This window comes from Streptomyces sp. CA-249302, assembly GCF_050936785.1.
Taxonomy (GTDB): Bacteria; Actinomycetota; Actinomycetes; order Streptomycetales; family Streptomycetaceae; genus Streptomyces.
On record NZ_JBNJMG010000001.1, the window covers coordinates 2,018,224 to 2,040,132 of the forward strand.

Genomic DNA, 21,909 nt, shown 5'->3' on the forward strand with positions numbered 1-21,909 from the left:
GCCGAGGCCCCCGAATTGGGGGTGCACAGCACACGTCGTTCGACCTGTCGACTCTGCTGCAAGTGGGGAACCTCACATTCCCAACGGTCGGGATCGGTACCGGAATTCGGCCATCCGCCGTACCGGCAATTCCCTCGGACGTCCGCCCGGGGAATTCCTGTTCCCAATCGCGCCGCACGCTCGGTCGACGCCCGGCGCTATTCCGTAATCGGCGGCGATCAGAGGGTGATCAATCCGCGCAGAAATGCCAGGTCGACCTCTTCGAGGGAGGTCACCACGGTCCGTCCGACGGCGGCCGCGATGGGGGCGACCGAGGGTACGGCGACGACATGACAGCCCGCGGCCTCGGCCGCCGCGACGCCGGTCGCGGTGTCCTCGACGACCGCGCATCTGGCCGGATCCACGCCGAGTCCGGCCGCGGCGGCCAGATACGGGTCGGGGTACGGCTTGGTGCGCGGCACCTCGTCGCCGGCCACCGACAGGGCGAAGTGCTGCGGGCCCAGCGAGGCGAGCACGCGGTCGATGATGCGCCGGTGGGAGGCGGAGACCAGGGCGGTGGGGATCTCGTACTCCGAGAGTTCGGCGAGCAGCCTGGCCGCGCCGGGCATCAGCGGCAGGGCACGGCCGATGCGGTCCTCGAACCCGTCGTTGAGCAGGACGGACACTTCGGCGAGGGTGATGTCGGCGCCGGTGGCCTCGATGAGGAAGCCCGCGCTGCGGGTCATGGGGCCGCCGACCACGACATGCCGCCAGGAGTCGTCGAGGACATGGCCGAGGCCGGCGAAGATCTCGACCTCCACGTCCCACCAGAAGCCCTCGGTGTCCACCAGGGTTCCGTCCATGTCGAGGAGCACGGCCTGCAGGGCTGAGCCTTCGGCCGTACGGGTTCCGAGCGCGGGGACCGTACTGGTCATCCGGGCGCACCTCCTTGAGGGACGGTCAGGCCGGTTCCCGCTGGGGAACCGGCCTGCAGTGGACCGACCAGTGTACGACTGTCGCGGACGGATTGCCTTGTTTATCCGGCGTGGTCCGGGGCACACCCTGAATACCGCCCGGGGACGCTGTGAGCTGCGCTTCCGTGCGTCCCGGGGGCGGTTTTTCAGCGGGCGTTGAAGTACTTCGCCTCGGGGTGGTGGATCACGATCGCGTCCGTGGACTGCTCCGGGTGCAGCTGGAACTCCTCGGAGAGGTGGACGCCGATGCGCTCCGGCTGGAGCAGGTCGGCGATCTTGGCGCGGTCCTCCAGGTTCGGGCACGCTCCGTAGCCGAGCGAGAACCGTGCGCCGCGGTACTTCAGGGCGAACATGTCCTCGATCTCGTTCGGGTCCTCGCCGGCGAAGCCGAGCTCGGAACGCACGCGCGCGTGCCAGTACTCGGCGAGGGCCTCGGCCAACTGCACGGACAGTCCGTGCAGTTCGAGGTAGTCACGGTAGGCGTTGGCCTCGAAGAGCTTGGCCGTCCGCTCGCCGATCCGCGATCCCACGGTGACGACCTGGAGGCCGACCACATCGGTCTCCCCCGACTCCTGCGGACGGAAGAAGTCCGCCAGGCACAGGCGTCGGCCGCGGCGCTGGCGCGGGAAGGTGAAGCGGGTGCGCTCGTTGCCGTGCTCGTCCAGGATGATCAGGTCGTCGTCCTTGGAGACGCACGGGAAGTAGCCGTACACGACGGCCGCTTCCAGCAGGTTCTCGGTCTGGAGCTGGTCGAGCAGACCGCGCAGCCGCGGCCGCCCGTCGGTCTCGACGAGTTCCTCGTAGGTCGGTCCCTCGCCGGTGCGGGCCTGCTTGAGGCCCCACTGGCCCTTGAACAGCGCGCCCTCGTCGAGCCAGCTCGCGTACTCCTTGAGCTGGATGCCCTTGATGACGCGGGTGTCCCAGAACGGCGGGGCGGGGACCGGGTTGTCGATGGCGACGTCGGAGCGGACATGCCCCTCCTCCGGGCGCTCCTCCTCCACCTGTACGGCGCTCGCGCGCACCCGGCGCTGCTTGAGCTCCGGCAGCTGGGCGCCGGGCACGCCCCGCTTGACGCCGATCAGCGCGTCCATCAGGCGCAGGCCCTCGAACGCGTCCCGGGCGTAGCGGACTTCGCCCTGGTAGATCTCGTGCAGGTCCTGTTCGACGTACGCCCTGGTCAGCGCGGCGCCGCCCAGGATGACCGGGTAATCGACGGCGAGGCCCCGGGAGTTGAGCTCCTCCAGGTTCTCCTTCATGATCACCGTGGACTTGACCAGGAGCCCCGACATGCCGATGACGTCGGCGCGGTGCTCGGCGGCGGCGTCCAGGATCGCGGAGACCGGCTGCTTGATGCCGAGGTTGACGACGTTGTAGCCGTTGTTGGACAGGATGATGTCGACGAGGTTCTTGCCGATGTCGTGCACGTCGCCGCGCACGGTCGCCAGGACGATGGTGCCCTTGCCCTCGGCGTCCGACTTCTCCATGTGCGGTTCGAGGTGGGCGACCGCGGACTTCATGACCTCGGCGGACTGGAGCACGAACGGCAGCTGCATCTGGCCGGAGCCGAACAGCTCGCCGACCACCTTCATGCCGTCAAGGAGCGTGTCGTTGACGATGTCGAGGGCGGGGCGGTCCTGCAGCGCCTCGTCGAGGTCGGCCTCCAGGCCGTTCTTCTCGCCGTCGATGATGCGCCGCTTGAGGCGCTCCTCCAGCGGGAGGGCGGCCAGTTCCTCGGCCTTGCCGGCCTTGAGGGACTTGGCGGTGGCGCCCTCGAAGAGCTGCATGAGCTTCTGGAGGGGGTCGTAGCCCTCGGCGCGGCGGTCGTGGATCAGGTCGAGGGCCGTCTGGACCTCTTCCTCGCTGAACCGGGCGATCGGCAGGATCTTCGACGCGTGCACGATCGCCGAGTCCAGGCCCGCCTTGGCGCACTCGTCGAGGAAGACGGAGTTGAGCAGGATGCGGGCGGCCGGGTTGAGGCCGAAGGAGATGTTGGAGAGGCCCAGCGTGGTCTGCACGTCCGGGTGGCGGCGCTTGAGCTCGCGGATCGCCTCGATGGTGGCGATGCCGTCCTTGCGGGACTCCTCCTGACCGGTGCAGATGGTGAAGGTCAGGGTGTCGATGAGGATGTCCGACTCGTGGATGCCCCAGTTGCCGGTGAGGTCGTCGATGAGCCGCTCGGCGATCTCGACCTTCTTCTCCGGGGTGCGGGCCTGGCCCTCCTCGTCGATGGTCAGCGCGATCAGCGCGGCGCCGTGCTCCTGCGCGAGCTTGGTGACCTTCGCGAAGCGGGACTCGGGGCCGTCGCCGTCCTCGTAGTTGACGGAGTTGATGACCGCGCGGCCGCCGAGCTTCTCCAGGCCGGCCCGGATGACCGGGACCTCGGTGGAGTCCAGCACGATCGGCAGGGTGGAGGCGGTGGCGAAGCGGCCGGCCAGCTCCTCCATGTCGGCGACACCGTCACGGCCGACGTAGTCCACGCAGAGGTCCAGCATGTGGGCGCCCTCGCGGATCTGCTCGCGGGCCATCTCCACGCAGTCGTCCCAGCGGGCGTCCAGCATGGCCTCGCGGAACTTCTTCGAGCCGTTGGCGTTGGTGCGCTCGCCGATGGCCAGGTACGAGGTGTCCTGACGGAAGGGGACGGTCTGGTACAGGGAGGCGGCGCCGGGTTCGGGGCGCGGGTTGCGCTCGGTCGGGGTGACGTCCCGGACACGCTCGACCAGCTGGCGCAGGTGCTCGGGGGTGGTGCCGCAGCAGCCGCCGACCAGAGAGAGGCCGTAGTCACGGACGAAGTTCTCGTGAGCGTCGGCCAGCTCGGGCGGGGTGAGCGGATAGGTGGCGCCGTTCTTGCCGAGGACCGGGAGGCCGGCGTTCGGCATACACGACAGCGGGATGCGGGAGTGCCGGGCGAGGTAGCGCAGGTGCTCGCTCATCTCGGCCGGGCCGGTCGCGCAGTTCATGCCGATCATGTCGATGCCGAGCGGCTCCAGCGCGGTCAGCGCGGCGCCGATCTCGGAGCCCAGCAGCATGGTGCCGGTGGTCTCCACGGTGACGGAGACGATGATCGGGACGTCCAGGCCGGAGATCTCGCGGGCGCGCTGGGCGCCGATCACGGCGGCCTTGGTCTGGAGCAGGTCCTGGGTGGTCTCCACGATCAGCGCGTCGGCGCCGCCCGCGATCAGGCCCTCGGCGTTCTCCTGGAACGCGTCGCGGATCGTGGTGTACCCGATGTGGCCCAGCGTCGGCAGCTTGGTGCCCGGGCCGATGGAGCCCAGCACCCAGCGCTGGCGCCCGTCGCGGGAGGCGTAGGCGTCGGCGGTCTCGCGGGCGATACGGGCGCCGGCCTCCGACAGTTCGAGGACGCGGTCGGCGATGTCGTACTCGGCCGCCGCCGCGTAGTTGGCGCCGAAGGTGTTCGTCTCGACGCAGTCCACGCCGGCGTCGAAATACGCCTCGTGGACCGACCGGACGATGTCCGGCCGGGTGACGTTGAGGATCTCGTTGCAGCCCTCGAGGTTCTCGAAGTCCTCCAGGGTCGGCTCCTGGGCCTGGAGCATGGTTCCCATCGCTCCGTCGGCGACCACCACTCGGGTGGCCAGTGCCTCACGGAGCGCGGACACACGGGTCCGGCTGTCGGCGGAAGGGGTCAGTGGCGACGAGGCCATGAAAGGGGCTCCCTCTGGTGCGACGGCTGTCGGCTTGGCGTGGCCCGTGGAACTCTCCGCGGTGGGCGCACTTCGCCAGAGTAACCGGGTCGCCCCGGGGATGGTCATAGGCGTCCACGGGGCGGACGAGGATGACGGGCAGGTCACTCCCGGGATACCAGTGACGCAACGGATGCCGACCGACTATTAGCGGTGGGTCGGCATCGACCGGTAGTGTTCGACATTGCCGAACGGAAGTATCGACGACGTTACGTCGGCGGTCCAAGGGGACGGAGGCAGTACGGCGATGGCACGGAACATCCAGTCGCTCGAACGGGCGGCCGCGATGCTGCGGCTCCTCGCGGGCGGCGAGCGGCGGCTCGGTCTCTCGGACATCGCCTCGTCGCTGGGCCTCGCCAAGGGCACCGCCCACGGCATTCTGCGCACCCTCCAGCAGGAGGGCTTCGTCGAGCAGGACGACGCCTCCGGGCGCTATCAGCTGGGCGCCGAGCTGCTGCGCCTGGGCACCACCTATCTCGACGTCCACGAACTGCGCGCGCGTGCCCTGGTGTGGACGGACGACCTGGCCAGGTCCAGCGGCGAGAGCGTGTATCTGGGCGTCCTGCACCAGCAGGGCGTGCTGATCGTGCACCACGTCTTCCGGCCCGACGACAGCCGGCAGGTGCTGGAGATAGGGGCCATGCAGCCCCTGCACTCCACGGCCCTGGGCAAGGTCCTGTCGGCGTACGACCCGGTGGCGCACAGCGAGGTGATCGAGGCCGACCGCAAGCCCTTCACGGACCGCACCGTGTGCGAGCTGGAGGACTTCGAGCACATCCTCGACATGTCACGCGCGCGTGGCTACGCGGCCGACGTGGAGGAGACCTGGGAGGGCGTCGCGTCGGTCGCCGCCCCCATCCACGACCGTCGGCGGATGCCGGTGGGGGCAGTGGGGATCACGGGTGCCGTGGAGCGGCTGTGCCGGGACGGGGAGCTGCGTCCGGAGCTCATCGCGGCGGTGCGGGACTGCGCCCGCGCGGTGTCCCGGGATCTGGGTGCGGGGCGGTTCTGAGCTGCCGTAACGGAGTCCGGGAGACATAGGCGAAAGGCCGGGGCGCGATGGCGCGTCCCGGCCTTGTCCGTACTCTGACATAACGGGCGAACCAGCCGACAGCGATCAATAACGATCGTGTTTTCGACAACAGAACTCTTGACGTGCGCGTAACGCCGGAGCAAGACTCCCGTCCATCGGTCGGCATTGTCGAACACCTACCGGCAATACGCGCTAGAGTGTGACAACGCCAAGGGCCGGCAACGCTCTCACCCCCGAGGGCAGCTCGAACTCCCGGTGGGACCCGGGGTTCGGTCCCCTGGACGAAGGACAAAGGAGTCGCGGGTGTCCAGCTCCGACATCTTCATCGGCGAGACCATCGGTACCGCCATACTCATCCTGCTCGGCGGCGGCGTCTGCGCCGCCGTGACGCTGAAGGCCTCCAAGGCCCGTAACGCCGGCTGGCTCGCCATCACCTTCGGGTGGGGCTTCGCGGTACTCACGGCGGTCTACACCTCGGCACCGCTCTCCGGCGCCCACCTGAACCCGGCCGTCACCCTCGCGCTCGCGCTCAAGGACAACGGCATCTCCTGGAGCGACGTTCCGGTCTACTGGGGCGGGCAGCTGCTCGGCGCCATGATCGGTGCGGCTCTGGTCTGGGTCGCCTACTACGGCCAGTTCCACGCGCACCTCACCGACAAGGAGATCGTCGGCGGTCCGGGTGCGCAGGCCACCACGTCGAAGGCCGTCGAGGCGCAGGAGAAGGGCGCGGGCCCGGTCCTGGGCATCTTCTCCACCGGCCCCGAGGTCCGTGTCGCCTGGCAGAACGTCGCCACCGAGATCATCGGCACCATCGTGCTGGTGCTCGCCGTGCTCACGCAGGGCCTCAACGACAACGGCAACGGCCTCGGCGTCCTGGGCGCCCTGATCACCTCGCTGGTCGTCGTCTCGATCGGTCTCTCCCTCGGCGGCCCGACCGGCTACGCGATCAACCCGGCCCGTGACCTCGGTCCCCGCATCGTGCACGCCCTGCTCCCCCTGCCCAACAAGGGCGGTTCCGACTGGAGCTACGCCTGGGTCCCGGTGGTCGGTCCGCTGATCGGCGGCGCCATCGCTGCGGGCATCTACAACATCGCCTTTGCTTAAAGCACCGGTAGACCAGTCCTCTTCAGTTACTGAAACCCAGGAGCACACAGTGACCGACGCGCACACCGCCGGCCCCTTCATCGCCGCGATCGACCAGGGCACCACCTCCAGCCGCTGCATCGTCTTCGACCGGGACGGCCGTATCGTCTCCGTCGACCAGAAGGAGCACGAGCAGATCTTCCCGAAGCCGGGCTGGGTCGAGCACAACGCCAACGAGATCTGGACCAACGTCCAGGAAGTCGTCGCCGGAGCCATCCAGAAGGCCGGCATCACCCGCGACGACATCAAGGCCATCGGCATCACCAACCAGCGTGAGACCACGCTGCTGTGGGACAAGAACACCGGTGAGCCCGTCCACAACGCCATCGTCTGGCAGGACACCCGCACCGACGCCCTGTGCAAGGAGCTCGGCCGCAACGTCGGGCAGGACCGCTTCCGCCGCGAGACCGGCCTGCCGCTGGCCTCGTACTTCGCCGGCCCGAAGGCCCGCTGGCTGCTCGACAACGTCGAGGGCCTGCGTGAGCGCGCCGAGGCCGGGGACATCCTCTTCGGCACCATGGACACCTGGGTCATCTGGAACCTGACCGGTGGTGTCAACGGCGGCAAGCACTACACCGACGTCACCAACGCCTCCCGCACCATGCTGATGAACCTCCACACGCTGGAGTGGGACGACAAGATCGCCGAGTCCATCGGCGTGCCGCTGGCCATCCTCCCGGAGATCCGCTCCTCCGCCGAGGTCTACGGCGAGGTCACCGGCGGCAAGCTGGGCGACCTGCTCGGCGGCATCCCGGTCGCCTCCGCGCTCGGCGACCAGCAGGCGGCCCTGTTCGGCCAGACCTGCTTCTCCGAGGGCGAGGCCAAGTCCACGTACGGCACCGGCACGTTCATGCTGATGAACACCGGCGAGAAGATCATCAACTCGTACTCCGGCCTGCTGACCACCGTCGGCTACCGCATCGGCGACGACGCTCCGGTGTACGCCCTCGAGGGTTCCATCGCCGTCACCGGTTCGCTGGTGCAGTGGATGCGCGACCAGATGGGTCTGATCTCCACCGCCGCCGAGATCGAGACGCTCGCGCTCTCCGTCGAGGACAACGGCGGCGCCTACTTCGTGCCGGCCTTCTCCGGTCTGTTCGCCCCGCACTGGCGCTCCGACGCCCGCGGTGTGATCGCCGGCCTCACCCGGTACGTCACCAAGGCGCACCTCGCGCGTGCCGTCCTGGAGGCCACCGCCTGGCAGACCCGCGAGATCACGGACGCCATGACCAAGGACTCGGGCGTCGAGCTCGCGGCCCTCAAGGTCGACGGCGGCATGACCTCCAACAACCTGCTGATGCAGACCCTCTCGGACTTCCTGGACGCCCCCGTGGTGCGCCCGATGGTCGCCGAGACCACCTGCCTCGGCGCCGCCTACGCCGCCGGTCTCGCCGTCGGCTTCTGGACCAGCACCGACGACCTGCGCGCCAACTGGCGCCGGGCCGCCGAGTGGACCCCCCGCATGGACGCGGAGACCCGCGACCGTGAGTACAAGACCTGGCTCAAGGCCGTCGAGCGGACCATGGGCTGGATCGAGGACGAGAGCTGACGAGCACCTGGAAGCCCGTCGGTTCTGATGAGGAGTAAGAACCCGAAATGACCAGTCAGACCACCCTCCAGTCCGTGCCTGCCCTCGGTACGCGCCCGGCCTCCGGCTCCAACCCGAGCCGCGCCGAGACCCGGGAGCAGCTCGCCAAGGCGTCGTACGACCTTCTTGTCATCGGCGGCGGCATCCTGGGCATCTCCACCGCCTGGCACGCCGCGCAGTCCGGCCTGAGGGTGGCTCTGGTCGACGCCGGCGACTTCGCCGGCGCCACCTCCTCCGCCTCCTCCAAGCTGCTCCACGGCGGTCTGCGCTATCTGCAGACCGGCGCGGTGAAGCTGGTGGCGGAGAACCACTTCGAGCGCCGTGCGGTCTCCCGCCAGGTGGCTCCCCACCTGGCGAACCCGCTCACGTTCTACCTCCCCGTGTACAAGGGCGGGCCGCACGGCGCCGCGAAGCTCGGGGCGGGCGTCTTCGCCTACTCCGCGCTCTCCGCCTTCGGCGACGGCGTCGGTCACCTCCTGTCCCCCGCCAAGGCGGCCCAGGACGTGCCCGAGCTGCGCACCGACAACCTCAAGGCCGTCGCGGTCTACGGCGACGACCAGATGAACGACGCCCGCATGGCGCTGATGACGGTCCGCGCGGCCGTCGAGGCGGGTGCGGTGGTGCTGAACCACGCCGAAGTGACCGGACTGCGGTTCACCAAGGGCCGGGTGACGGGCGCGGACCTGCGCGACCGCACCTCCGGCGACGAGTTCGGCGTCAACGCCCGGCTGGTGCTCAACGCGACCGGGCCGTGGGTCGACCACCTGCGCCGGATGGAGGACCCCAATGCCGCTCCGTCGATCCGGCTGTCGAAGGGCGCGCATCTGGTCCTGAAGCGGACGGCGCCCTGGAAGGCCGCGCTGGCCACGCCGATCGACAAGTACCGGATCACGTTCGCTCTGCCTTGGGAGGACATGCTCCTTCTCGGTACCACCGACGAGCAGTACGAGGGTGACCCGGCGGACGTCGCGGTCAACGAGAAGGACATAGCCCAGATCCTCGACGAGGCCGCGTTCTCGATCCGGGACCAGCAGCTGTCGCGTGACCTGATCACGTACTCCTTCGCGGGTCTGCGGGTGCTGCCGGGCGGGCCCGGTGACACGGCCAAGGCCAAGCGGGAGACCGTGGTCACGGAAGGCCGGGGCGGGATGCTGTCCGTCGCGGGCGGCAAGTGGACGACCTTCCGGCACATCGGTCGTACGGTGATGCAGAAGCTGGAGTCGCTGCCGGGCGCTCCGCTGGGCGACGACTTCGAGCCGATCTCTTCTCTGCCGAAGAAGCTGCCGCTGCCGGGTGTCGCCAACCCGCGTGCTGTTGCGCACCGGTTGCTGGTGGACAATCCGGCGCCGGGGCCGCGGATGGCGGCCGACACGGCGAAGCACCTTGCCACGCACTACGGGTCGTTGGCCTTCGATATCGCTCGACTGGCCAATGAGAACCCCGAGTTGGGTGAGCGGGTGCATGCGGATGCGCCGGAGATCTGGGCGCAGGTTGTTTACGCGCGGGACAACGAGTGGGCCGAGACGGTGGATGACGTCTTGCGTCGTCGGACGACTCTGACCATTCGGGGCCTGGCCACGGACGAGGTCCGGGGCAAGGTGCAGGACCTGCTCGACAAGAAGTAGGACCCAGGACAGGTAGGGGCGGCTCCCGCATCGCGGGCGCCGCCCCTACCTGTATCTGTCTGTCCACGGCCACGGCCACGATCACGGCCATGCCAGTGGCCTGTGCTTCCGGATCATGACCACGCGCTCCCAACCGCCCCTCGAACACCTCCGCACGCTCCCTCAGACGTGTTTCGAACAGGGGGTTCGCCCTCCGTGCCGCCCGCTAGAACGGGAGGCTTCGACTCGGTGGCGCGGTCATGGGGAGCTGGCATATGCGAGGCGGTTGGCACGGTGCGCGGGTCCGTCGGCGGCTGGGGCTGCTGGTGTGCGGGCTGACCCTGGTGGCGCTCGCGGGCGTGCTGCGCGAGTGGTGGCGGGACGCGGCGACGGCGGGTGTCCTGGTCTCCGCGATCGGCGCCTTCGTGTCCGTCGTCGCGCTGGTCGCCGACGTCCTGCGCGGCGATCCCGAACCCGCCGGGCGGTCGGCGGACGAACGCCGTCGCCTCGCGGCCGACGCCCTCGCGGAGGCGGTACGTGAACAGTGGGCGACCGAGGCCCGGTTACGGCGACTGCAGGACCCGGTGCCCCTGGACGTGCGGTGGGCGCCCGCCGACCGGCGGTTGGCCGACCATCCGCAGAACGTCAGGCGGGCCGGGGCGCTGCCCGCGCCGCGCGATGGGCGGATCGAGGAGGTGACCGGGGCGTTCGCCGCGCTGCCGGGGCGGCGTCTGGTGGTGCTGGGCGGGCCGGGGTCCGGCAAGAGCGTGCTGGCGATGCGGTTCGTGCTGAGCAGGCTGGCCGCGCGGCGGCCCGGTGGACCGGTTCCGGTGATCTTTCCGTTGGCGGGCTGGGACCCCAGGCGGACCGGGCTGCGCGTGTGGCTGGCGGAGCGGCTCGCCCTCGACTACCGGCCACTGGCCGCCCCGGCCGACGGCGGCCGCACGCTCGCCCGTGCCCTGCTCGACGCCGGACTCGTACTGCCCGTCCTGGACGGCTTCGACGAGTTGGCGCCGCACTCCTACGGCGAAGCCGTGCGCCGTCTCAACGCCGGGCTCGACGACGACCTGCCGCTGCTGCTCACCAGCCGGAGCGAGCCGTGGGCGGCGGCGGTCGCCGACAGCGACGTGCTCACCGCCGCCGAGGTGGTCGAACTGCTGCCGCTCGACCTGCGTCAGGCCGGCGCCCACCTGGAGCGGACCGCCCGCCCACTGCGCACCGACGACGACGCGACGGTCACCGTATGGACACCTGTGCTGCGGCGGCTCGCCGACCTGCCGGAGCATCCGCTGGCATGCGCCCTCACCACCCCGTTGATGGTGTCGCTGGCCCGCACCGTGTACGGGGACACCTCCGACGACCCCGCCGAACTGCTCGACCGGGAGCGCTTCCCGACACAGGAAGCCGTCGAGGAGCACCTGCTCGGCGCCTTCGTCCCCGCCGCCTACGGCCCGGCCGGGGCGCGGACCGCCTCCGACGCCGTCCGTCGTCTCTCGCTGCTGGCCCGGCTGTTGCAGGCCCGGGGGCGCGGCCGGCTGGCCTGGTGGGAGCTGGACTCGCTGCTGCCGCGGGCCCTCGGGATGTACGCGCCCGGGCTCCTGTCGCTGACCATGCTCTGCGCGCTGCTGCTGCCGGTCACACTGGCGCGCGCGGCGGGCGATCTCGCCGTGGAGGACCTCGCGTCGACGGTCGCCGGCCTGGCCGGGCAGACCCTGGGCTTCGCCTTCGGGGTGGCCCGTCTCCTGCCTGCCGACGAGACCCCTGCGGACCGGCGCTTCGTGCTCCGCCTCGCGACGCTCACCGCCGCGGTGAGCGTGCCGCTGTGGGCCGGTTTCGCCTGGGCGGACGACCTGCGGTTCGGTTTCCGCTTCGGCGGGGTGACCGACGGCTGGCTGCCGGATCTGCTCGGCGGCTGTCTGTTCTCCCTGCTGTTCACGCTGTTCTTCGGCATCGCCGGGCTGCCGCAGCGACCGGCCCCGCTGGGGCTGCCCTGGAGCGGCGCCGCCGGGCGGGCGACGGCGCGCGTCTGCGGTGCCGCGCTGCTGGTGGGCGGCGCCGCGGCGAGCGGGGTGGTGCTCCTCGGCCGCAACGGCAGCCCGTGGACGGTGATCGTCGGCACCGCCTGCGCGGGAGCGGGCGGCGCGCTGCTGCTGAGCGGGACCTGGCGGGGCGGACAGGACGGGACGCAGGGCGTCCGTGCCGGGCACATCGCGCGCCGGTTCGCCGCGGGTCTGGTCCGGGGCACCGCCGCCTCGCTGCTGGTCGGCGTCACCGCTTGCACGGCGGCCGGGTTGGCAGCGGTGGCGGTGACCGCCGTCAAGGCCCGTCCGGCGGCCGACCTGGACGGTCGGTGGATCGACGGCTGGCGGTTCACGGAGCGGGACGACGGGGTCAGGACGGCCGTCACCGTACGTCCGCAGCGCGGCATCCTGCTCCTGCCCGGAGACGGCGCACGGCCCGTCGCCTACCCCGAGGGCGCCCAGCCGCCCGACTGCGCCCTGCCCCTGCTGCGGGACCGCAGCTGCGTCGGATTCACCGCCCGGGGCACGGAGTTCGAGGCCCGGGAGGGCAGCGTCGTGGTCCGGCTGACCCCGGCCGGGGGCGGGGGGCGGGTGACAGTCGCGTACGCGGCCGAGCTGCGGACCCTGCTGCCGGAAGCGGCCCGGGCCTGGCTGGCCCGGGGCCCGGTCTCGGGGGTCGTCGCCCGTTGTCTGCCGCCGTTCGTGGCGGCCGGGGTGCTGATCGGCGTGGTGGGCGGCTGTGTGTGCGGTGTCCATCGCGCGCTGAGCGTGCCGTCCGACGTGATGCGCGCCACGGGTCCGGGTTCCTCCCTGCGCACGGACCGGATCGCGTCCCTGGCCCGTGGCGGCCTCGTCGCCCTCGTCGTGGCGGGTGTCAGCCTGCCGGTCGTGGCGCTGCCCGGCGACTGGGGCGGGCTTGTGCACATCGGCACCCAGCTGTGGCTGCCGCTGGGTACGGCGGCGCTCGCGCTCAGTGCCTGGGGCCGCTTCACGGTGACCCGGGTGTGGCTGGCGGCGACGGGCCGGATGCCGTGGCGGCTGATGGCGTTCCTGGAGGACGCCCACCGGCGCGGGGTGCTGCGCCGGTCCGGGGCGTACTTCGAGTTCCGGCACCTGCGCCTGCAGGGGCACCTCGCCGGGGAGGACGTATCGGGCCGGGGCGTACCGGTCAGCCCTGCTCCACCGCCACCCGTACCTCCTGCGGTCCCGTCAACTCCGCGCGACGCACGATGAGTTCACGCCCGAGGAGCAGCGCGCGCCGGGAGGCCGGGACCGGGTCCGGCAGCGTCGTCAGATCCGTCAGGTGGGCGAAGCCGATGATTCTGCGGATGATCTCCGTGCCGGCGTAGCCCAGGGACTCCGTCCAGACCCGGCGCAGGAAGCGGTCCAGGTACGCGTCGTCGAAGAACGTGTCCACGCGGGTCGGCCACAGAGCGCGGAACTCCCTCTCGAACGCCTCCCAGGACAGGCGGAGTTGGTCCGCATGGTCCGTCAGGCGGCCCAACGCCCTCGCCCGTTCCTCCGACACCAGTGCGTTCGCCCAGTACAGGCCCAGGTCGAAGCCGATCGGGCCGACGAAGGAGAACTCGGGGTCGAAGACCCGGACCACCGGGGTGCCCTCGCGTTCGCCGACCATGATGCTGCCCGTGTGCAGGTCGCCGTGGAGGAGGGCCTGGGCGCTGGTCATGAACAGATGCCTCAGGTCCGCGACCTCCGTACGGAGGCGGGTGTCCGCGCGGAACTCGGACGCCAGGTCTGTCAAGTCCTGGTGCCAGTGGTTGTGTTCGTGCTCGATGTACGGCTCGGAGAGGACCACGTCCTCCGTGATCTTGCAGAGCTCCGGGCTGACCGAGGCCGCGATCAGGGCCTTGCGGGACGCCGAGTCCATGCCGAAGTCGCTGGTCGCGAAGGAGAGTCGGGCGACCAGTTCGCCGATGCGGGCGGAGGTGTCGGGGCCGTATGCCGCGCCCTCGTTGAGGAGGGTGCGCAGGACCTCCAGGTCCGACATGTCCTCCATGACCAGGGCGTAGTTCTCGGGGTCGTAGCCGTGGACGGACGGGATCTTGTCGGGGGCCACGCGCGCGATCTGGTCGTAGGCCCGGGCCTCGGCGTCGGCGCGGTCGGGGCTCATGGGCCAGGACGGGCCGGCCACCCGCACCCAGGGCAGCGCCTGCTTCACGGCCACGCTGCGGGTGCCGTCGGTGGAGGACGCGAGGAAGACGCGGTTCATGTTGCCGTCCGAGACCTCGCGGACGTGGATGTCGGTCACGTCCGGCCAGTGGCCCCGCTCGTGCAGGTAGCCGGGGATGTCGTCGGTCTCCAGGATGCGGTAGCCCATCGTACGAACTCCTCGAACTTCCTTATGCGGTACGGCGCTTGGACAGGGTGAAGCTGAAGACCAGGGCGAGGATGAGCACCGCTCCCTCGACCACGTCCTGGGTGTAGTACGGCAGGCCCTTGATGGTCAGGCCCGTGGTGATGATGCCGATCAGCACCGCGCCGAGGGCCGTGCCCCAGACGTTCGGGCGGCCTCGGCCGAGGACCGAGGTGCCGACCAGGGCGACCGCCACTGCCTCCAGGAGCTGGGAGGTGCCGGCGGACACGTCGCCCTGGCCGATGCGGGAGGCCAGGATCAGGCCGCCGATCGAGGCGAGGACGCCGGAGATGACGTAGGCCAGGGCACGGTAGGCGCCGACGCGGATGCCGGCCAGCCGGGAGGCCTCGGGGTTGGCGCCGATGGCGTAGAGGACGCGGCCCCAGCGGGTGCGGGCCAGGAAGACCCAGGCGGCGACGGTCAGGCCGCCGAAGATCAGGACGGAGATGGGGATGCCCAGGATCGTGCCACGGTCGATCTTCAGGAAGCCCTCGGTGAACTTCCCGGGGGCCGTCGTCCCGTCCTCCAGCGTCATGCCGGGGGTGATGGACTGGCCGTCGACCAGCACCAGCTTGAGTCCCTGGATGACGAAGAGGGTCCCCAGGGTGGCCAGCATGTCCGGGATCTTCAGTACGACGATGAGGAGCGCGTTGAGCAGACCGACCAGCGCGCCCGCCGCCAGCACCGAGAGGATCGCGACCGTGCCGATCTGGTTGTGGACGACCATCGTCTGGGCGGCGACGGAGACGCCGAGGCCGGCCACCGCTCCTACGGACATGTCCATTCCGCCGACGGCCATGGTGAGCGTGACGCCCAGGCCGAGGATGGCGGCGACGGAGACATAGCGCAGGGTGTCGAGGAGGGTCGCGGACTCGCGGAACGAGCCCTCGCTCAGCGCGAAGTAGAGGAACAGCGCGACCGTGACGAAGATGAAGCCGTACTTGATGACGGCGTTCTGGACGCGGGCGGCCGTGCTGGGGGCGGTGGACGGGGTCGCCGTCTTCGCCGGGGCGCTCTGAGTCGTGGTCATGGGGTTTCCTCAAGGATCCGGCGTCACACCGACGCCGAGATGGTCTGGATCACGCGGTCGCGTTCCGCGTCTTCGCCGTACGCGTCGAGGTGGATCTCCCCGGCGGCGAGTACGACGACCCGGTCGGCGATCTCGAGGATCTCGTCGACGTCGGCGGACAGGACGAGAACGGCCGCGCCTTCGGCGGCCAGGGCGCGGGCCCGGCGGCCGATGTCACGGCGGGCGCCGATGTCCACACCTCGGAACGGCTCGTCCAAGATGAGGACCCGGGGTGTCTCGGCGAGCCAGCGGCCGACGACGACCTTCTGCTGGTTGCCGCCGGACAGCTCCTCGACGGTGCTGTGCTCGTCGCGGGCGACAACCCCGAGGGCGTCGATGGTGGCGCGGCCGAGGGCGTCCTCCTTGCCTCCCTGCACCAGCCCCAGCCTGGACAGCGACTTGAGGAACGGCAGTGAGATGTTCTGCGCGACCGACCAGCCCGGCACCAGGGCGTCGGCATGGCGGTCCTCGGGGACCAGATGGACGCCTGCCCGGATCGCGTCCGACGGCCGCCTCGGCTCGTACGGCTTGCCGTCCAGTTCGACCGCACCCGCCGCGAAGGGCTCGGCGCCGAACAGGCCGCGGGCCAGCTCGGTCTTGCCCGCACCCAACAGACCGACCACGCCGGTGACTTCGCCGGTGCGCAGGTCGAGGTCGAGCGGGGCGCGGCCTTCGAGGAGTCGTACACCTCGAAGGGAGAGGACCGCTTCGCCTTCGGCGCCCTCGCGGACCGGGCGGGCCGTGGTGGCCTCCTGGGCCTGGGCGAGCATCGCGCGCAGGGCCGCGTCCCAGTCGAAGGGCCTCGCCTGGTCCTCGGTGAGACGGCCGTCCCGGAGTACGACCAGGCGGTCGGCGAGGGCGTCGATCTCGCCGAGGCGGTGGGAGACGTACAACACCGCGATGCCGTCGTCCCGCATCTTCTCGACGAGCGCGAAGAGGCGCTCCGCCTCGGCCGCCGAGAGCGCGGAGGTCGGTTCGTCGAGGATCAGGAGGCGGGGGCGGGTGGCCAGGGCGCGGGCCAGGATGAGCAACTGGCGGTCGGAGATACCGAGTTCGCTCACATCGCGGCGGAGGACGGAGTCGGTCCAGTCGAGGCCGAGGCCCGCCTGGATCTCGCGGGCCCGGGCGAGGGTGCGGCCGTTGTTGAGGAAGGGATTGCCGCGCTTCTGCGCCAGTTCCTCGAAGACCAGGTTCTCGGCGACCGTGAGGCCGGGCACGATGCCCTCGCCGATGCGCTGGTGGACCGTCTGGATGCCCAACTGCCGGGCCGCAAGGGGCGACTGGAGAGCTGCGGGCTCCCCTGCGACCCGCACCTCCCCGCCGTGGTCCGTGTGCACGCCCGACAGGATCTTGATGAGCGTGGACTTGCCGGCGCCGTTCGCGCCGAGCAGCGCGACCACGCTGCCCGGGGCGATGTCCAGCGAGACGGAGGTGAGCACCGTCTTGCCGCCGAAGGCCATGCTGACGTCGGTCAGGCCGACCGCCGGCACCTCTTCAAGGGAAGCCTCAGTGGGCGACATTGGGAATCCAGTCGGCGGTGCTGACCTTGGAGAGGTTCAGTGCAGGCAGGGCCGTGCGCAGCTGGTCCATGTTCTCGATCTTGTTCTTGCGCAGGAAGTCCTGGGTGATGGCGACGGCGGGGAAGGAGACCGTGTCCTTGTTGAGCCGGCCGGCCAGCTCCAGGGCGGCGGTACGGACGACGGCGGCGCCGACCGCGGACGGGTCGGTGCCCGCGGTGGCGACCCACGGGCTGTTCGCCGCGGTCATGTTCTGGATGTCGGCGTTGGAGACGTCAGCGCCGAAGACCTTCACCTTGTCCTGGAGCTTCTTGTTCTGCACGGCGAGGACCGTGCCCTTCGCCAACTCGTCGTAGGGGGCGAAGATGCCGGTCACGTCCGAGTGCTGGGTGAGCGCGGCGGAGACCAGGGGAACGTTGTCGGTGGCCGTGGAGTCGGTGACCTTGCCGACCTTGAACTGCTGCTTCCAGCCCTGCGCGGCGAGTTCCTTCGCCCAGACGGTGTTCCGCTTGTCGAGGGCGGCGTACCCGGCCACGTTGACGTAGCCGACCTTGGCGTCACTGCCGACCGACTCGGCCATCACGTCGAGGACGGCCTGGGCCATGCTCGCGTCGTCCTGCTCGGTGGAGACCACGCCCTTGGTCTTGGTCTCGACGTCGTAGACGACGACCTTGATGCCCTTCTTCACGGCCTTGTCGATCTCCGGCTGGATGGTCGCCGGGAAGCCGTGGTCGATGATGATCGCCTGCGCGCCGGAGTTGATCGCCGAGGAGAGGTCCGTGGCCTGCTTGGCGTTGTCGGCCTGGGCGTCGTACGTCGTCAGGTCGATGCCGAGGGCCTTGGCCTGGGCCTTGGCGCCGTTGCCCCACTGCTCGAAGTAGTCGCCGGCGCCGCTCTGCCGGACCAGGGCGACCTTGACCGTGCCCTTGCTGAAGGGTGCGGGCTTCTTGCCGGTGGCGGCGGAGGCCGAGGCGGCGGTGTCGCCGGTCTTCGTCGAGGCGTCCGAGGACTGCGAGCAGCCGGAGAGGACCAGGGCGGAGACGGAGGCCAGCGAGAGCGCGGCAAGGGGTACGCGGATACGGGACATGAGGGGCTCCAGGTGCAAGGGGCGGCGCTGAGGGGAGGAGGGGTTGCCTGAACCGGAGCAGGGGTGGATTTGCGCCAGCGCGGAGAGGCTTGGCGGTCACGCGCCGGAGGAGGGCGCGGTGGGGCTCCGGGGGAGGTCAGCGACAGCTGGCCGTGGTCGACCGGAGCAGGTCCACGTACAGCCGCCGCACGAGCAGCAGCGTCTTCATGGGTAGATCATGAGAACGGTTTCAGCCATGCGTCAAAGGGATGAACGCGCTTTCTCAATCCTTGAGACAACGACTACGTCACACCTGGTCGGCGCCTCGCCTGGAGTTACCATCGGCTGACCGGCACCCGACCCGGCACAGTGAGGCCCTGATGACGACCCCTCGCGCGACCGCGCTGCTCATGCCCTGCATGCGCCGCTGTCCCGGCGCGCTGTGTCGCGGCTGAACCCCTGTTCGCCGAAGTCGCCCTTCCCTCCCCGCCCGTCCGGTGCTTGTCTCGGTATCCGGACTTCCCTCCCAGCTTCCTGGAGTTGCTCCCATGACCCTCCTGACGACCTGGCCCGAGTCCGGCCCCGAGACCCTCGTGCGCCGTACCTCGGACCCCGCCGAGATCGCCGAGGCGCTCAAGCCGCTCGGTGTGCGCTACGAGCAGTGGCCGATCCGCGAGGACGTCCCCTTCGACGCCGACAGCGAGACGGTGTTCGCCGCCTACGGGCCGGAGATCGAGAAGCTGAACGCCGAGGAGGGCTTCACCACCGTCGACGTCCTCGGCCTGCACCCCAGCGACGACCCGGAGTTCCCGGCCAAGGCGAAGGCGGCCCGCGAGAAGTTCCTCCAGGAGCACACGCACGACGACGATGACGAGGTCCGCTTCTTCGTCTCCGGCTCCGGCATCTTCTACCTGCACGTGAACGGCGAGGTGCACGCCGTCTTCTGCGAGAAGGGCGACCTGCTGGGCGTGCCGCGCGGCACCACGCACTGGTTCGACATGGGCACCAACCCGTCCTTCACCGCGATCCGCTTCTTCCACGAGGAGGACGGCTGGATCGGCAACTTCACCGGCTCGACGATCGCCTCGGGCTTCCCGGACTACGACACGATCGCGGCCGGATACGCGGCCGACAGGGCCGCCAAGTGAGCCTGCGGGGCCTCGAGTTCGACGTGGACGCCGTGGTGCTCGACATCGAGGGCACCACGAGCGCCACGGGCTTCGTCGTCGATGTGCTCTACCCGTACTCGCGCTCTCGTTTCGGAGCGCTGCTCTCGGAGCGGAGCGGTGATCCTGACGTGGCGCGCGCGATCGCGCAGGTGCGCGAGGAACTCGGCGAGCCCGACGCCGACCCGGCGCGTATCGAGAAGGCCCTCAACACCTGGCTCGACGAGGACCGCAAGGCGACCCCGCTGAAGACCCTCCAGGGCGTCATCTGGTCGGAGGGCTTCGCCTGCGGCGACCTCGTCTCGCACTTCTACGACGACGTCGTACCGCGACTGCGCGCGTGGCACGCGGCGGGCGTGCGGCTGTACGTCTACTCGTCCGGGTCGGTGGCCGCGCAGCGCGCGTGGTTCGCGTCGAGCCCGGAGGGCGATCTGCTGCCGCTGGTCTCGGGGTTGTACGACACCGAGAACGCGGGTCCCAAGCAGGAGCCGGAGTCGTACGGCCGTATCGCCGAAGCCGCCGGGATCGCCCCCGACCGGCTGCTCTTCCTCTCCGACCGGCCCGGCGAGCTGGACGCGGCCCGGGCGGCCGGCTGGCACGCGGTCGGGATCCGGCGGCCCGGGGAGCCGTACTTCGAGCCGGGTGTCGGCGACCACGCGGCGGCGGGGGCGTTCGACGAGATCACCATCAGCACTTCCAGGAGCACCACATGACCGACGGCATCAGCGCGCTCGACCTCGAGGAGGCGGGGGCGGTTCTCGCCGCCGAGTCCGCACGTTTCGCGTCCTTCGGCTGGATGCGGGGGACGTCCGGGAACCTGTCCGTGGTGCTCTCGCACGAGCCGCTGCGGCTCGCGGTGACGGCCAGCGGGCACGACAAGGGTGAACTGACCCCGGCGGACGTGGTGTTGGTGGACGGTCAGGGGGCTGCCGTGCATGGCGGGAAGCCGTCCGCCGAGGCCGAACTGCATGCGCGGGTCGCCGCGCTGACCGGGGCGGGGGCCGTTGTTCATGTCCACACGGTCGCCTCGGTCGCGATGGGGAAGCGCGAGCCGGGCGGGATCGTCTTCAAGGACGTGGAGATGCTCAAGGGGGTCGGGCAGCCGGCCCACGACGTCGAGGTGACGCTGCCGGTCATCGCCAACAGCCAGGACATGAAGGTGCTGGGCGACCGGCTGGAGGAGGCGCGGAATCCCCGGATGCCGGCCGTGGTCGTCGCGGGGCACGGGCTGTACGTGTGGGGTTCGGATCCGCGGCAGGCCCGGCATCACACCGAAGTGGTGGAGTGGCTCCTGGAGTTGGAGCTCACCCAGCGCTGACGGCACGTCAAGAAGCGGCCCGGTCACGGAGACCGGGCCGCCTGCGTCTTACGGCCGACTAGCGCAGGTGCTCCGACGGGAGCTGGCCCGCCGACACCTCCAGCACGCCCCGCTCGGTGACCAACCCCGTCACCAGCCGACCCGGCGTCACGTCGAACGCCGGGTTGTGGCCCCGTGACTCGGCCGGTGCCACGCGCACCCCGCCCCACTCCAACACCTCTGCCTCGCCGCGGAGTTCGATGTGGATGTCGTCGCCGGTCTTGGTGGAGAGGTCGACCGTGGTGGTGGGGGCCGCCACCAGGAACGGGATGCCGGCGTCGGCGCAGGCGAGGGCCACGCCCACGGTGCCGACCTTGTTGGCGGTGTCGCCGTTGGCCGCGATGCGGTCCGCGCCGACGATCGCCGCGTCCACCTCGCCGCGCAGGATGGTGCCGGCCGCGGCGCCGTCCGCCTGGACGTAGTGCGGGATGCCTTCCTGGACCAACTCCCAGGCGGTGAGGCGGGATCCCTGGAGCAGGGGGCGCGTCTCGTCGGCGTAGACGACCTCAAGGCGTCCGCGCGCGTGGAGTTCGCGGATGACGCCGAGTGCGGTGCCCCAGCCGGCCGTGGCCAGCGCGCCCGTGTTGCAGTGGGTCAGGATGCGCAACGGGCGGTCCTCGCCGACCCGTTCGAGCAGCCAGTCGGCGCCGGACGCGCCCATCGCGCGGTTGCCCTCGACGTCCTCGCGCTGCACGGCGGCGGCCTCTGCCAGCACCGCGTCCAGGCCATCGGCGAAGCGGGTCATGACCCGGTCCACGCACACCATGAGGTTGACTGCGGTGGGCCGGGCCTCGCGTATGCGGGCGACGGCGGCGCGTGTCTCGGCCTCGGTCCAGCCGTCCCGCTCGCCCTGGAGCAGCGCGAGCGCGACGCCGTAGGCCCCGGCCGCCCCGATCGCGGGCGCTCCACGCACCACCAGGCGCTGGATCGCGTCCACCAACGTGTCCACATCGCGGACACCCATCGTCTCGGTGCGGTGCGGCAGCAGGGTCTGGTCGATCAGCGCGAGACCGGTACCGGTCCAGTCGACGGCGCGCAGTTCCTGGGACATAACGGGACACTCCTGATGTTCCGATGGTGTCCGTCACCGTACATGACCTGCCAGAACCAGAGTTCGAGACAGTCGAGCAGGTGTCCGGAAACCGGTGTTACAGTCCAGCACCTGCATCCCGCAGGCCGACACCCGTGTCCCACAGGCCGAGACGAAGGAGGAACGCGTGCCGCTGACGATGCGCCGTTTCCTCGACCACGGCCACTGCGCGAGCGACGGCTGTCGACGCTGACCCGTCCCCCTCGGCGTCCCCACCCCCCTCCCCG

At 70.5% G+C, this 21,909-nt stretch carries 16 protein-coding genes; 9 read left to right on the top strand and 7 right to left on the bottom strand.

Annotated elements, in window-relative coordinates; all coding sequences use genetic code 11:
- Window positions 1-218: 218 nt before the first annotated feature.
- Together ACQEWB_RS09135 and metH are read right to left on the bottom strand one after the other, a co-directional pair.
- A complete protein-coding gene (locus tag ACQEWB_RS09135; RefSeq protein ID WP_432828899.1) occupies window positions 219-914 on the bottom strand; it encodes an HAD family hydrolase in 696 nt (231 codons plus the stop codon).
- 185 nt (window positions 915-1,099) lie between these two features.
- Window positions 1,100-4,615 carry a methionine synthase gene (metH, locus tag ACQEWB_RS09140; protein WP_432828901.1) on the bottom strand — a complete coding sequence of 1,172 codons (3,516 nt, stop codon included), beginning with the start codon at window positions 4,613-4,615 and terminating at the stop codon, window positions 1,100-1,102.
- Between the two features lie 286 nt (window positions 4,616-4,901).
- On the opposite strand from metH, the gene ACQEWB_RS09145 reads away from it, so the two are divergent.
- From ACQEWB_RS09145 to ACQEWB_RS09165, 5 genes are all read left to right on the top strand, one after another.
- Window positions 4,902-5,666, top strand: a complete 765-nt coding sequence (locus ACQEWB_RS09145; RefSeq protein WP_432828903.1) for an IclR family transcriptional regulator — start codon at window positions 4,902-4,904, stop codon at window positions 5,664-5,666.
- A gap of 324 nt (window positions 5,667-5,990) precedes the next feature.
- On the top strand, window positions 5,991-6,791 hold the full coding sequence (locus ACQEWB_RS09150) for an MIP/aquaporin family protein (RefSeq protein WP_432828905.1): 801 nt from the start codon (window positions 5,991-5,993) through the stop codon (window positions 6,789-6,791).
- Window positions 6,792-6,840: 49 nt separating this feature from the next.
- The gene (gene glpK, locus ACQEWB_RS09155; protein WP_432828907.1) at window positions 6,841-8,379 is read left to right on the top strand and encodes a glycerol kinase GlpK; all 1,539 of its coding nucleotides are present in this window, start codon (window positions 6,841-6,843) and stop codon (window positions 8,377-8,379) included.
- Between the two features lie 47 nt (window positions 8,380-8,426).
- On the top strand, window positions 8,427-10,043 hold the full coding sequence (locus ACQEWB_RS09160) for an FAD-dependent oxidoreductase (RefSeq protein ID WP_432828909.1): 1,617 nt from the start codon (window positions 8,427-8,429) through the stop codon (window positions 10,041-10,043).
- A gap of 254 nt (window positions 10,044-10,297) precedes the next feature.
- Complete coding sequence (locus ACQEWB_RS09165) at window positions 10,298-13,276, top strand: NACHT domain-containing protein (RefSeq protein WP_432828911.1); 2,979 nt, start codon at window positions 10,298-10,300, stop codon at window positions 13,274-13,276.
- Here ACQEWB_RS09165 and mtnK read toward each other — a convergent pair.
- From mtnK to ACQEWB_RS09185, 4 genes are read right to left on the bottom strand one after another with little or no spacing between them, the layout of a single operon-like run.
- Window positions 13,212-14,381 carry an S-methyl-5-thioribose kinase gene (gene mtnK, locus ACQEWB_RS09170; protein WP_432828913.1) on the bottom strand — a complete coding sequence of 390 codons (1,170 nt, stop codon included), beginning with the start codon at window positions 14,379-14,381 and terminating at the stop codon, window positions 13,212-13,214. The two genes, ACQEWB_RS09165 and mtnK, sit on opposite strands and share 65 nt — an antisense overlap.
- Window positions 14,382-14,403: 22 nt before the next feature.
- A complete protein-coding gene (locus ACQEWB_RS09175; protein WP_432828915.1) occupies window positions 14,404-15,447 on the bottom strand; it encodes an ABC transporter permease in 1,044 nt (347 codons plus the stop codon).
- A gap of 23 nt (window positions 15,448-15,470) precedes the next feature.
- Window positions 15,471-17,006 (bottom strand): sugar ABC transporter ATP-binding protein, encoded by a 1,536-nt coding sequence (locus tag ACQEWB_RS09180; RefSeq protein WP_432828917.1) that lies wholly within the window; start codon window positions 17,004-17,006, stop codon window positions 15,471-15,473.
- Window positions 16,993-18,090 carry a substrate-binding domain-containing protein gene (locus ACQEWB_RS09185; RefSeq protein ID WP_432828919.1) on the bottom strand — a complete coding sequence of 366 codons (1,098 nt, stop codon included), beginning with the start codon at window positions 18,088-18,090 and terminating at the stop codon, window positions 16,993-16,995. Before ACQEWB_RS09185 ends, ACQEWB_RS09180 begins: the two co-directional genes overlap by 14 nt.
- Window positions 18,091-18,617: 527 nt before the next feature.
- On the opposite strand from ACQEWB_RS09185, the gene ACQEWB_RS09190 reads away from it, so the two are divergent.
- The 3 genes from ACQEWB_RS09190 to mtnB are packed head-to-tail and all read left to right on the top strand — an operon-like array spanning window position 18,618 to window position 20,553.
- The gene (locus ACQEWB_RS09190; protein WP_432828921.1) at window positions 18,618-19,217 is read left to right on the top strand and encodes a 1,2-dihydroxy-3-keto-5-methylthiopentene dioxygenase; all 600 of its coding nucleotides are present in this window, start codon (window positions 18,618-18,620) and stop codon (window positions 19,215-19,217) included.
- Window positions 19,214-19,948 (top strand): acireductone synthase, encoded by a 735-nt coding sequence (gene mtnC / locus ACQEWB_RS09195; protein ID WP_432828923.1) that lies wholly within the window; start codon window positions 19,214-19,216, stop codon window positions 19,946-19,948. Before ACQEWB_RS09190 ends, mtnC begins: the two co-directional genes overlap by 4 nt.
- The gene (gene mtnB, locus ACQEWB_RS09200; protein WP_432828925.1) at window positions 19,945-20,553 is read left to right on the top strand and encodes a methylthioribulose 1-phosphate dehydratase; all 609 of its coding nucleotides are present in this window, start codon (window positions 19,945-19,947) and stop codon (window positions 20,551-20,553) included. The genes mtnC and mtnB overlap by 4 nt, the downstream gene beginning before the upstream one ends.
- A 58-nt stretch (window positions 20,554-20,611) precedes the next feature.
- Here the strand turns inward: mtnB and mtnA are convergent, their stop codons facing one another.
- Window positions 20,612-21,643: an S-methyl-5-thioribose-1-phosphate isomerase gene (gene mtnA / locus ACQEWB_RS09205; RefSeq protein WP_432828927.1), complete on the bottom strand. Its 1,032-nt coding sequence runs from the start codon at window positions 21,641-21,643 to the stop codon at window positions 20,612-20,614.
- 94 nt (window positions 21,644-21,737) lie between these two features.
- On the opposite strand from mtnA, the gene ACQEWB_RS09210 reads away from it, so the two are divergent.
- Window positions 21,738-21,875, top strand: coding sequence for a hypothetical protein (locus tag ACQEWB_RS09210; RefSeq protein WP_432828929.1), 138 nt, complete (start codon window positions 21,738-21,740; stop codon window positions 21,873-21,875).
- Window positions 21,876-21,909 lie beyond the last annotated feature (34 nt).